This window comes from Novosphingobium resinovorum, assembly GCF_036352595.1.
Classification (GTDB): domain Bacteria; phylum Pseudomonadota; class Alphaproteobacteria; order Sphingomonadales; family Sphingomonadaceae; genus Novosphingobium; species Novosphingobium resinovorum_B.
In genome coordinates this window covers 155463-166523 of record NZ_JAZFAX010000012.1, presented here as the reverse complement: position 1 = coordinate 166523, position 11061 = coordinate 155463, and the positions used below count along the sequence as shown (strand labels likewise).

The 11061-nt window shown below is 64.9% G+C and carries 11 protein-coding genes and 1 pseudogene; 7 read left to right on the top strand and 5 right to left on the bottom strand.

Features of this window, described 5'->3' with window-relative positions; translation table 11 throughout:
- Positions 1-436: pseudogene (eno, locus tag V2S85_RS13695) on the bottom strand (phosphopyruvate hydratase); the annotation flags it as partial.
- 176 nt (positions 437-612) lie between these two features.
- Here eno and V2S85_RS13690 point away from each other — a divergent pair.
- The 5 genes from V2S85_RS13690 (at position 613) to V2S85_RS13670 (ending at position 2761) form a co-directional block, all read left to right on the top strand.
- A complete protein-coding gene (locus V2S85_RS13690; RefSeq protein ID WP_008828701.1) occupies positions 613-1092 on the top strand; it encodes a DUF883 C-terminal domain-containing protein in 480 nt (159 codons plus the stop codon).
- A gap of 35 nt (positions 1093-1127) precedes the next feature.
- Entirely contained in the window at positions 1128-1511 is a 384-nt protein-coding gene (locus V2S85_RS13685) for a phage holin family protein (protein ID WP_330703398.1), read from the top strand.
- Between the two features lie 18 nt (positions 1512-1529).
- Positions 1530-1832: a hypothetical protein gene (locus V2S85_RS13680; protein WP_330703397.1), complete on the top strand. Its 303-nt coding sequence runs from the start codon at positions 1530-1532 to the stop codon at positions 1830-1832.
- An 18-nt stretch (positions 1833-1850) separates the two neighbouring features.
- On the top strand, positions 1851-2402 hold the full coding sequence (locus tag V2S85_RS13675; protein ID WP_330703396.1) for a hypothetical protein: 552 nt from the start codon (positions 1851-1853) through the stop codon (positions 2400-2402).
- A 137-nt stretch (positions 2403-2539) separates the two neighbouring features.
- Positions 2540-2761: a DUF4170 domain-containing protein gene (locus tag V2S85_RS13670; RefSeq protein WP_008828705.1), complete on the top strand. Its 222-nt coding sequence runs from the start codon at positions 2540-2542 to the stop codon at positions 2759-2761.
- A gap of 64 nt (positions 2762-2825) precedes the next feature.
- Here the strand turns inward: V2S85_RS13670 and greA are convergent, their stop codons facing one another.
- The 4 genes from greA to carA form a co-directional block, all read right to left on the bottom strand.
- Positions 2826-3302, bottom strand: a complete 477-nt coding sequence (gene greA / locus V2S85_RS13665; RefSeq protein WP_008828706.1) for a transcription elongation factor GreA — start codon at positions 3300-3302, stop codon at positions 2826-2828.
- Positions 3303-3416: 114 nt separating this feature from the next.
- Positions 3417-6740, bottom strand: a complete 3324-nt coding sequence (gene carB / locus V2S85_RS13660; RefSeq protein WP_330703395.1) for a carbamoyl-phosphate synthase large subunit — start codon at positions 6738-6740, stop codon at positions 3417-3419.
- A 46-nt stretch (positions 6741-6786) separates the two neighbouring features.
- Positions 6787-7161, bottom strand: a complete 375-nt coding sequence (locus V2S85_RS13655) for a hypothetical protein (RefSeq protein WP_330703394.1) — start codon at positions 7159-7161, stop codon at positions 6787-6789.
- A 146-nt stretch (positions 7162-7307) separates the two neighbouring features.
- Positions 7308-8474 (bottom strand): glutamine-hydrolyzing carbamoyl-phosphate synthase small subunit, encoded by a 1167-nt coding sequence (carA, locus tag V2S85_RS13650; RefSeq protein ID WP_330703393.1) that lies wholly within the window; start codon positions 8472-8474, stop codon positions 7308-7310.
- 181 nt (positions 8475-8655) lie between these two features.
- On the opposite strand from carA, the gene V2S85_RS13645 reads away from it, so the two are divergent.
- Both V2S85_RS13645 and dnaG read left to right on the top strand, forming a co-directional pair.
- The gene (locus tag V2S85_RS13645; RefSeq protein WP_271183273.1) at positions 8656-9108 is read left to right on the top strand and encodes a GatB/YqeY domain-containing protein; all 453 of its coding nucleotides are present in this window, start codon (positions 8656-8658) and stop codon (positions 9106-9108) included.
- Positions 9109-9131: 23 nt separating this feature from the next.
- Positions 9132-11021, top strand: a complete 1890-nt coding sequence (gene dnaG, locus V2S85_RS13640; protein ID WP_330703392.1) for a DNA primase — start codon at positions 9132-9134, stop codon at positions 11019-11021.
- The last annotated feature ends 40 nt before the right edge of the window (positions 11022-11061 follow it).

Genomic DNA, 11061 nt, shown 5'->3' with positions numbered 1-11061 from the left:
TCGGCACCGGCAGGACATGCGCCGAAACGCCGCCGACGTAGGAGTAGAGCGGCAGGCCGCGCGCATTGGCGGCGGCCTTCGCGGCGGCCATGCTGACGCCGAGGATGGCGTTGGCACCGAGGCGCGCTTTGTTCGGCGTGCCGTCGAGTTCGATCATGGCGAGGTCGAGGTCGCGCTGGTCTTCGGCGTCGAGCCCGACGAGCGCCTCGGCGATCTCGCCGTTGACCGAATCCACGGCCTTGAGCACGCCCTTGCCGAGATAGCGGCTCTTGTCGCCGTCACGCAGTTCCACCGCTTCGTGCGCGCCGGTCGATGCGCCCGAGGGCACTGCCGCGCGGCCGAAGCTGCCGTCTTCCAGCAGGACGTCCACCTCCACGGTGGGGTTGCCGCGGCTGTCCAGGATTTCCCGTCCGTGAATGTCGATGATCGCGGTCATGTCTGCGGTTCTCCTCAAGCGGGCGCATTACGCGCCATCCGTCCGGAGGCGGTCTTAGCAGGGGAACTTCGCGTGACAAGTTGCGTTGCAGCAAGGAACGACAAGTTGTGTTACTCCGTCCGCACATGGCTTATGATGCCAATTCGCGCCAAGGATAGACAAGGAAGGATAATCGCATGGTCGAACCCACCATCTCCGCCGGAAACGGCACCGAAAGCGCCAAGAATCACTTCTCCAAGGCGGTCGAGGAAGCCAAGGCCGGTGCGCAGGCTTTCGCCGGTGAAGTGTCGAGCGAATGCAAGACCCGCAGCGGTGAAGCCAAGGACAAGGCCAGCGCCTTCGCGGCCGATGCCAAGGTCAAGGCCGCCGGCTATGCCGAGGAAGGCAAAGCCAAGGCCAGTCAGGCGATCGTCGGCGTCTCCAAGTTGATCGACGACAATGCCGCCCTGATCGACGAGAAGGTCGGCGTGAAGTACGGCGACTACGCCCGCAGCGCATCGAAGTCGCTGGCCGACGCCGGAGCCAAGCTGGACGAGAAGTCGATCGAAGACATTGGCGAGGATGCCAAGACCTTCGTGCGCAACAGCCCGTGGCAGGCACTCGGCATCGCGGCCGCGACCGGCTTCGTGCTTTCCCGCCTGTTCAGGGGCAAGTGAAGGCGCTTCGGCGCCTGAGCTGACTTCCTGATAGAATGCAGGACACCACACCCACCCTCGCCCCTGCGGCCGAGGATTACGAGAATCTGTCGCTGGCGCAGGATCTGCGCCAGCTGGCTGATGAAGCGAAGGTTTTTGCGCAGGCTGAACTCGCGTTTCAAAAGTCGCGCGCTGCATATGTCGGGTCGGAAACACGCACTATCGTCATGCTGCTCGTGGTGGCAGCGGTGCTGGTTTTCTTCGCTGTCATGGCCTTCGTGGTCGGTACGGTAATTGCTCTCGGCCCGCTGCTCGGATTGTGGGGCGCGATGGCGGTTGTCACGCTGGTATTGCTTGCGCTTGCCGCATTCGGGGCCTGGAGTGCACGCGCACGGCTGCGCCGGATGCTGCATATCGCGGGCGGTTCTCAGGACGATTGATCTATTACGGGGGCTCGAATGGGCAAGCAGGCAGCGCAGGTTCTGGCGGACCGGGCCGCGCGCGACGCCGCGAAGGCGAAGTTTGACGGACATTACCAGGCTTTCAAGGCCGACATGGACGAGCGCGGTATTGGCGGCCGGATCGCTGAAGAGGCGCTCGATCAGGCCAAGTTGATGTTCGACGAGGCCGTTGCCATGGTCGAGGAGCATCCCGCCGCAATCGGCGGAACCTTGGCCGCGCTCGTGCTTTGGTTTTTGCGTAATCCCATTATCGACCTGGCGCAGCGCCTGTTGGACAGCGTGCGCGACCGGGTCTCTTGACCAAGGAAGGAACGCCAGGTGAGCAAGACCGAGTCGTCCACCCCGATCGATGTCAGCAAGGGTGCGAATGTCGTCGCCCTGCCCGCGAAGATCGCCGAGCCCAAGCCGTCTGACAAAGTCATCGCCTTCGTCAAGAAGCACCCGGTACTGACCGTCGCAGGCGGTGTCGCCGTCGGCGTCGCGGTGAGCGCCCTCCTGCCGCGCCGCGTCAGCAGGCGGATCGTCGCGCGCACGCTGGACCTCGCGGAGGCTGCCGGCACCGCCAGCGTCGTACTCGGCCGCAAGGCGGGCGACAAGGCGCATGACATCGGCATCGACGCGCGCAAGCAGGCCTCGAAGTTCGCGGACAGCGCTGAAAAGGCCAGCGATCTGGCCATTCTCAATCTCGAAAAGTACGGCCTGGCTGCAGTAGGCGCCGCAAGTGCCCTCGGCCGTGCGACTGCCCGCCGAGCCAGCAGGCTTGGCGATGCGGCTGCCGACACTGCCAACCGCCTTGGAGACGCGGCGGCTGTCCGCTCGACCAAAGTGCTGCACATGGCCGAAGACCTCAAGAAGCGTGTCAGATCGTAAACGGCTCGTGAATTTCAGCTAAAGACGCACCTTTTCGCTTACTGCGCGATCAAGGTGCGTCTTGTGCACTTGCTCCTTGACCTCTCCAAAATTATAGGCCGCTTATCTCCCAACCAGCAGGAAAGCGGCACTCTCCCATGCAGAAGCTTCACCTTGTAATGGGCGGCCGGGTCAAGGATCCGCGCAGCCTCGAATTCACCGACCTCAAGGCTCTCGACCTCGTCGGTGTCTATCCCGATTTCGCCGAGGCCCAGAACGCCTGGAAATCGGCAGCGCAGCGCACCGTCGACGATGCCGAGATGAAGTACGTGATCGTGCATCTTCATCGCCTGCTCGAGCCGGAACTGCCGGCAGCCTGAGCAGCGGAAACGAAAAAGGCCGGCGGAAACGCCGGCCTTTTTCTTTATCCTGAAGCGAAGAGGATCAGATGAATTCGATCTTCTGCACCAGGTAGAATTTGTCGCCCGAGGGGACGGTCACTTCGATCTCTTCCTCGACCTTGCGGCCGATCAGCGCCTTGCCGAGCGGCGAGTTGTAGCTGATGCGGCCGACCTTCGCGTCCGCTTCGTAAGGGCCGACGATCTGGTACTTCACCGGCTTCTCGTCATCGTCGAGAAGAGTGATGGTGGCGCCGAAGATGATCTTGTCGCCCGACAGCGTCGCGGGATCGATGATCTGCGCGCGCGTGATCTTGTCCTCCAAGTCGGCGATAGTCGCCTCGACCTGGCCCTGGCGCTCCTTGGCGGCGTGGTACTCGGCGTTTTCCGAAAGATCGCCGTGGGCACGCGCTTCCTCGATGGCGTCGACGATGAGCGGACGCTCATCGCGCAGCGCCTTGAGGTCCGCGGTCATCCGCTCGTAACCTTCCGCGAGCATCGGCAGCTTTTCGACACTTGCCATTCTAATTCATTTCCTCCTGCGGCCTTCCCCCAAAGGTCTTGCGACTAGTTTCCTGTCCCCGCCCTAGGCGGGCGGGGCCGATCTGCTGCGATGTGGGGGGAGGCGAGATCGATTTCAGCTATAGTAGTCCTGCAACGATCGCACTTCAAGTTTGCTCCCGCGAATTGTCGCGATCGCCTCCGCCGCAGCGACACTGGCCGCCGCCGTGGTGAAGATCGAAACCTTGCCGGTCAGCGCCGAGGCGCGGATCGACTGGGAGTCCACCAGGCTCTGCCAGCCTTCGGTGGTATTGAAGATCAGCGCGATCTCGCCATCGACGATCTTGTCGACGATGTGCGGACGGCCTTCGGCCACCTTGTTCACGAGATCGACCTGCAGGCCCGCCTCGGCCAGATACTTCTGCGTGCCGCTGGTGGCGACAATGCGGAAGCCCTGCTCGATCAGCGTCTTCACCGCGGGCAGAATCACCGGCTTGTCGCTGTCCTTGACCGAGACGAACACGGTGCCCTCGACCGGCAGCTTCATGCCGGCGCCAAGCTGCGCCTTGCCGAAGGCGCGAGCGAAATCGCTATCGATTCCCATCACTTCGCCGGTGGACTTCATCTCGGGGCTGAGCACCGGATCGACGCCGGGGAAGCGGTTGAAGGGGAACACGGCTTCCTTGACCGCCATGTACGGCAGGTCGCGCTTGAACGGCGGGAAGGTGTCCAGCTTCTCGCCCGCCATGACGCGCGCAGCGATCTTGGCGACCGGCTGGCCCAGCGCCTTGGCGACGAACGGCACCGTGCGCGAGGCGCGCGGGTTGACCTCGATGAGGTAGACCTCGCCGTCCTTCACCGCGAACTGAATGTTCATCAGGCCCTTGACGTTGAGGCCGAACGCCAGCTTTTCGGCCTGACGCTCCATCTCGGCGATGATCTCGGGCGGCAGGCTGTAGGGCGGCAGGGTGCAGGCGCTGTCGCCCGAGTGGATGCCCGCTTCCTCGATGTGCTGCATCACGCCCGCCACGACGACGCGCTCGCCGTCGCACAGGGCATCGACGTCGCACTCGATGGCGTCGCGCAGGTACTGGTCGATCAGGACCGGGCTGTCGCCCGAGACCTGCACGGCGGTGGTGATGTAGTCGTCGAGCTGCTGTTCGCTGTCGACGATCTCCATCGCGCGGCCGCCGAGCACGTAGCTGGGGCGCATCAGCACCGGGTAGCCGATGCGGTTGGCGACGTTGACCGCCTCGTCACGGCTGCGGGCGATGCCGTTGGCGGGCTGCTTGAGGCCCAGCTTGTCCACCAGCGCCGAGAACCGCTCACGGTCTTCGGCAAGGTCGATCGCGTCGGGCGAGGTGCCGAGGATCGGAATGCCCTCGTCTTCCAGCGCCTGCGCCAGCTTGAGCGGGGTCTGGCCGCCGAACTGCACCAGCACACCGACCAGTTCGCCGCTCTGCTGCTCGACGCGCAGGATTTCCAGCACGTCTTCGGCGGTCAGCGGCTCGAAGTAGAGGCGGTCCGAAGTGTCGTAGTCGGTCGAAACCGTTTCCGGGTTACAGTTGACCATGATGGTCTCGTAGCCGGCCTCGGACAGGGCGAAGCAGGCGTGGACGCAGCAGTAGTCGAACTCGATGCCCTGCCCGATGCGGTTCGGACCACCACCGAGGATCACGATCTTCTTGCGGTCGGACGGCATCGCCTCGTCCTCGGGCTCGCCGAAGATCGGGGCCTCGTAGGTCGAGTACATGTAGGGCGTCACCGCCTCGAACTCGGCAGCGCAGCTGTCGATGCGCTTGAACACGGGGACGACGCCCAGCTTGCGGCGAAGCTGGCGCACTTCCTTCTCGCTGGTGGCACCGGCCATGGCGCGCAGCGCGTCATGCAGCAGGCCCGAGCGCTTGGCCTGGGTCTCGCCCAGACCGCCCGCGACGCCGACCGAACGCACCGCCAGCGTGGCAAGGCGCTTGTCGGAGAAGCCCATGGCCTTCAGCTTGCGCATGCCCGCCGCATCGCCCGGCAGGCCTTCTGCGATGATCTTGGTTTCCTCGGCGATGATCTCCTCGATGTGGCGCAGGAACCACTTGTCGTAGTGGGCGATCGCGTGGATCTCGTCCACGGTGAAGCCTTCACGGAAGGCCTGCGCGGCGTGCAGCAGGCGTTCCGGCGTGGCGCGCGAAAGAGCGGCGGTGATGACGTCACGGCCAGCGCCTTCCAGCGCGGGCACGCGGTTGAAGCCGTCAAGGCCGGTTTCGAGCCCGCGCAGGGCCTTCTGCATCGATTCCTTGATGTTGCGGCCGATCGCCATGACTTCGCCGACCGACTTCATCGCGGTGGTGAGATCGTTCTTGGCGCCCTTGAACTTCTCGAAGGCGAAGCGCGGGATCTTGGTGACGACGTAGTCGATGGTCGGCTCGAACGCGGCCGGGGTCGCGCCGGTGATCTCGTTCATGATCTCGTCGAGCGTGTAGCCGACCGCCAGCTTGGCAGCGACGCGCGCGATCGGGAAGCCGGTGGCCTTCGAGGCCAGCGCCGAGGAACGCGACACGCGCGGGTTCATCTCGATGACGATCAGGCGGCCGTCCTTGGGGTTCACCGCGAACTGGACGTTGGAACCGCCGGTCTCGACGCCGATCTCGCGCAGCACCTCGATCGAGGCGTTGCGCATGATCTGGTATTCCTTGTCGGTCAGCGTCAGCGCCGGGGCGACGGTGATCGAGTCGCCCGTGTGGACGCCCATCGGATCGACGTTCTCGATCGAGCAGATGATGATGCAGTTGTCGTGGCGGTCGCGCACGACCTCCATCTCGTATTCCTTCCAGCCGAGGAGCGATTCCTCGATCAGGACTTCGGTGGTCGGCGAGGCATCGAGGCCCGAGCGCACGATCGCCTCGAACTCGGCCTTGTTGTAGGCGATGCCGCCGCCGGTGCCACCCATGGTGAAGCTGGGGCGGATGATCGAGGGTAGGCCGGTGCGCTCAAGCACCGCGAACGCCTCGTCCAAGGTATGCGCCACACCCGAACGCGCCGAGTTGAGGCCAATCTTGTCCATCGCGTCACGGAAGCGCTGGCGATCCTCGGCCTTGTCGATGGCGTCGGCGTCGGCGCCGATCATCTGGACGCCGAACTTCTCCAGCGTGCCGTCGTTGAACAGTGCCAGCGCGCAGTTCAGCGCAGTCTGGCCGCCCATTGTCGGGAGCACCGCATCGGGGCGCTCCTTCTCGATGATGCGCGCGACGACCTCGGGGGTGATCGGCTCCACGTAAGTGGCGTCGGCCATGTCCGGGTCGGTCATGATCGTGGCCGGGTTCGAGTTCACCAGGATCACCCGGTAACCGTCCTCCTTCAGCGCCTTGATCGCCTGGGTGCCCGAATAGTCGAACTCGCAGGCCTGACCAATGATGATCGGGCCTGCGCCGATGACGAGGATCGAGGAGATGTCGGTGCGCTTTGGCATGGGCTTTCCTGGGTGTCCTGTGTGTCTTGTAATGCGACCCGGTGGCTTATGCCACCAGATCACCGAAAGCCTTGTCCCAGTAGTCGGGATCGGCTTTCGCGTTCTGGATGATGGGGTTGGCGTCCTGCTCCGCGCGAATGACTTCGCGAAAGCGGTCGGCCTGGAACTGGTGCATCGAGCCGCCGTACTCGCCCTGGTTGGTGGACCAGGCGCCCATCTTGATCATGCGATCGATGAAGGCCTTGCCGGCTTCCTTGGAGTGCTTGCGCACTTTCGGGCCGAACTTGCGGACGGCGACGGAAACCTTGTCCTCGAAGATGAGCTGCAGCTCGCCGTAAGGATAGAAGCGCGGCGCGACCGAGAGTTCGGACGCCGGCCCGGCGACGTAGTAGGCGATCATGTGGTCGATCAGAGCGGACATTTCAGGCACCTTCTTTGTTATGAGGTGCCTGGATGCATAGGCAATCCGCCGTGCCGGGTCGAAAGCTCCCTTGGCCGCACCGGCAATCATCGCCGATGCGTGGGACGGCGCGAACGCCGCCAAGGGAACCTGACCCGCTGCGACCATCAGCCGAGCATACCCACGAACTTCTCGAACAGGTAGAAGCTGTCCTGCGGGCCGGGGCTCGCCTCGGGGTGGTACTGGACGCCGAAAGCGCGCTTGCCCTTGATCGCGATGCCGCAGTTGGTGCCGTCGAACAGCGAGACGTGGGTTTCCTCGACGTTGTCCGGCAGGCAGGTGTTGTCCACCGCGAAGCCGTGGTTCATCGAGGTGATCTCGACGACGCCGTCGGCATGGCGCTTGACCGGATGGTTGGCGCCGCGATGGCCCTGGAACATCTTGCTGGTCTTCGCGCCCGCCGCGATACCCAGCATCTGGTGGCCGAGGCAGATGCCGAACACCGGCATGTCACGCTCCAGCAGCGCCGCGATCACGGGCACGGCATAAGCGCCGGTCGCCGCCGGGTCGCCGGGGCCGTTCGAGAGGAACACGCCAGCGGGTTCGAGCGACAGGATGGTTTCCAGCGAGGTCTCGGCCGGAACCACGGTGACGCGCGCGCCAGCCTTCACGAGGTTGCGGAAGATGTTGTCCTTGGCGCCGTAGTCGATCGCGACGACGTGCGGGCGGGTCTCGCCCTCGGCAGCGCCGTAGCCCTCGCCCAGCACCCAGGTCGAGCCTTCCCAGCCCTGCTGGATTTCGCGGCTGACCAGCCTGGCAAGGTCCATGCCTTCGAGGCCCGGCCATTCCTGCGCACGCTTGATGAGCGCGGGAATGTCGAAGTTGCCTTCGGGATCATGGGCGATGACGGCGTTGGGCGCACCGGCGCCGCGGATGCGGCGAGTGAGCGCGCGGGTGTCGACGCCCGAGAGGCCGACCTTGCCCTTGCTCGACAGCCACTCGCCGTAGCCGCCTGCGGAGCGGAAGTTCGAAGGCAGCGTCACGTCCTCGCGGACGACGCAGCCGACGGCGCCGTCGACCAGCGATTCGAGGTCTTCCTCGTTCACGCCGACATTGCCGATGTGCGGGAAAGTGAAAGTGACGATCTGGCCCGCATAGGACGGGTCGGTCATGACTTCCTGGTAGCCGGTCATCGCGGTGTTGAAGCAGACTTCACCCACGGACTCTCCGACATGACCGAAACCACGTCCCCAAACGACGTGTCCGTCGCTGAGAACCAGAACGCCCGTTGCCCCTTCGGGTTTGGGCGCAAGCGAAGATGCGGCGTCGGCCATGGTGGGTCGCTCCGTTGACGGCGTTTCTAACGTTGTGTGCTAAGACGCGGCCGCTAGAGAGGGTTGTGCACCGCGTCAAGGTGTGGGGGTGCAATTTGGGCGCACACGTGCAAATCGGCGCGCAGGTTGCTAGCTTTGCCACACGCACCATACCCGTTCACTCAAGACTGCCAGGAAACCCATGCTTCGTGATTCGATCAAGGCCGCACAGATCACCGCCATGAAGGCCGGTGAGAAGCAGCGGCTCGCCACTGTCCGCCTCATCCTTGCAAAGATCAAGGACCGCGACATCGAACTGCGCACCGCCGACACCGTGCCGGACGACGACGCGCTGGTGATCGACGTGCTGCAGAAGATGGTGAAGCAGCGCCGCGAATCGATCACCCTGTTCGAGCAGGGCGGTCGCCCCGAAAAGGCCGCCGAGGAACAGGCCGAGCTGGAAGTGATCGAAACCTTCCTCCCCGCCCAGCTGTCCGAGGAAGAGACCATGGCCGCCATCGAGGCGATCAAGGCCGAAACCGGCGCCAGCGGCATGAAGGACATGGGCAAAGTCATGGGCGAACTGAAGGCCCGCCACGGCACCGTGCTCGACATGACCAAGGCCAGCGGCTGGGTGAAGGCGGCGCTGGCCTGATTTGCTGACAGGCGGCAGGTCTCGTGCTCACCCCCCAATGGCTCGACCAGCTCCGGTCCCGCACCGCGCTTTCCGCGCTGATCGGCCGCTCCGTGCGGCTGCAGAAGGCGGGGCGCGAGCATCGGGCCTGCTGCCCTTTCCATAACGAGAACTCGCCCAGCTTCTACGTCAACGACGAGAAGGGGTTCTACCACTGCTTCGGCTGCGGCGCCCATGGCGATGCCATCCGCTGGATGACCGATCACCAGGGCCTCGCCTTCATGGACGCGGTCAAGGAACTGGCGGCGGAGGCCGGGATGGACGTTCCCGCGCCCGATCCGCAGATGGCGAAAGCCGCAGAAAAGCGCGATTCCCTGCACGATGTCATGGCTGCAGCGCAGGAATTCTTCAAACGGCACCTAACGGCACCTAGTGGTGCCACAGCGGGCACCTACCTCGCCACACGCGGTTTCGACGCGCATACCGTGCAGCGTTTCGGCTTCGGCTACGCGCCAGAGGGTCGTCAGGCACTGAAGGAGGCCCTCTCCCGCTTTCCGGAGGCCATGCTGATCGAGGCGGGCCTGCGCATCGCCGTCGAGGATCGAGACCCTTACGACCGGTTCCGCGACCGCCTGATGCTCCCCATCGAGGACGCGCGCGGCCGGGTCATCGCTTTCGGCGGGCGCATCCTCGCCAAGGGCAAGACCGATGCCCCCAAGTACCTCAACTCCCCCGACACTCCGCTGTTCGACAAGGGCCGCACGCTCTACAACCTGCACCGGGCCGCGCCTGCCGCGCGCCATTCCGGGCGGATGGTCGTGGTCGAGGGCTACATGGACGTCATCGCCCTTGCCGCCGCCGGGATCGCCGATGCCGTGGCCCCGCTGGGCACCGCACTGACCGAGCACCAGATCGAGATGCTGTGGCGCCACGTCGAGACGCCGGTGCTGTGCTTCGACGGCGACGCGGCGGGCCAGCGCGCGGCGATGCGCGCGATCACCCGCGCCCTGCCGCTGCTGCGCCCGGCCCACTCGCTGCGGATCGTCCGCCTGCCCGAGGGGCTCGACCCCGACGATCTCATCAAGGCCAAGGGGCCCCGTGCGATGGAGGACATTCTCGGCGAGGCGAAGTCCCTCGTCGAGGTGCTGTGGGAGACCGAGCGCGATGCCGTCCCCCTCGCCACGCCGGAGGACAAGGCCGGCCTGAAAGCCCGCCTCATGGCCCATGTCGAGACGATCCAGCATCCCGACATCGCCGGCCTCTACCGCCGCGAACTGCAGGACCGCTATTCCGAATTCGCCTTCCCGCGCCGGGAGAGTCGCTGGCAGCAAGGGGGCGGCCAGGGCGGCGGCACCTTCCAGCCCCGCCAGAACCAGCGCGGGAAGTGGAACGGCAAGCCGACCCCTGCACCCTCCTCGCCCGAATCGATCGAGCGCCTCAACACCCGATTCGCAGGCGCCGGAACCCGCGATGCGCTATCGGCCGCGATCATCGCCGGGCTCATCCGCTGGCCGGCGCAGCTTGCCCGCCATGCCGAGGCGCTTGCCCGCACCCCCGGCCTCGATCCGCGTTTCGGGATGCTGGTGGACTGCTGCGGCTCGCTGGACCATGGCGCGGACGCGCTTGAAACCGGGGTTCTCGCCACCATATTGCAGGACAACGGCCTGGTACAACCCAAGGCCGCCGAGTACGCGGGCCTGCGATTCGGCTTCCTGATTCCCGAAACGAGCGAGGAACAGGCGGCAGCCGAACTGGCCCAGGCGATCGACCTTCTCGTCGAGCGACCGGTGCTCGAAGCGGCTTTGGCTAAGGCAACGGCACGGTTCGAATCGGAGCTTTCCGACTCGGCATTCGCGGAACAGCAGCGACTGCTGAAGAGAAAGCTGGAATTCGACAGCCGTCTCAGGCAAATGGCAACCAGACATGCGTCGTGATTGTATAATTATACGGGTTTTACGGCCTCTACGACCAGTA

Excerpts from the sequence above, each read along its gene's own strand:
- V2S85_RS13685 (WP_330703398.1), top strand. The coding sequence starts at position 1,128 with ATGCAGGACACCACACCCACCCTCGCCCCTGCGGCCGAGGATTACGAG.
- greA (WP_008828706.1), bottom strand. The coding sequence starts at position 3,302 with ATGGCAAGTGTCGAAAAGCTGCCGATGCTCGCGGAAGGTTACGAGCGG.
- V2S85_RS13645 (WP_271183273.1), top strand. The coding sequence starts at position 8,656 with ATGCTTCGTGATTCGATCAAGGCCGCACAGATCACCGCCATGAAGGCC.
- carA (WP_330703393.1), bottom strand. The coding sequence starts at position 8,474 with ATGGCCGACGCCGCATCTTCGCTTGCGCCCAAACCCGAAGGGGCAACG.
- V2S85_RS13680 (WP_330703397.1), top strand. The coding sequence starts at position 1,530 with ATGGGCAAGCAGGCAGCGCAGGTTCTGGCGGACCGGGCCGCGCGCGAC.
- V2S85_RS13670 (WP_008828705.1), top strand. The coding sequence starts at position 2,540 with ATGCAGAAGCTTCACCTTGTAATGGGCGGCCGGGTCAAGGATCCGCGC.
- carB (WP_330703395.1), bottom strand. The coding sequence starts at position 6,740 with ATGCCAAAGCGCACCGACATCTCCTCGATCCTCGTCATCGGCGCAGGC.
- V2S85_RS13690 (WP_008828701.1), top strand. The coding sequence starts at position 613 with ATGGTCGAACCCACCATCTCCGCCGGAAACGGCACCGAAAGCGCCAAG.
- V2S85_RS13655 (WP_330703394.1), bottom strand. The coding sequence starts at position 7,161 with ATGTCCGCTCTGATCGACCACATGATCGCCTACTACGTCGCCGGGCCG.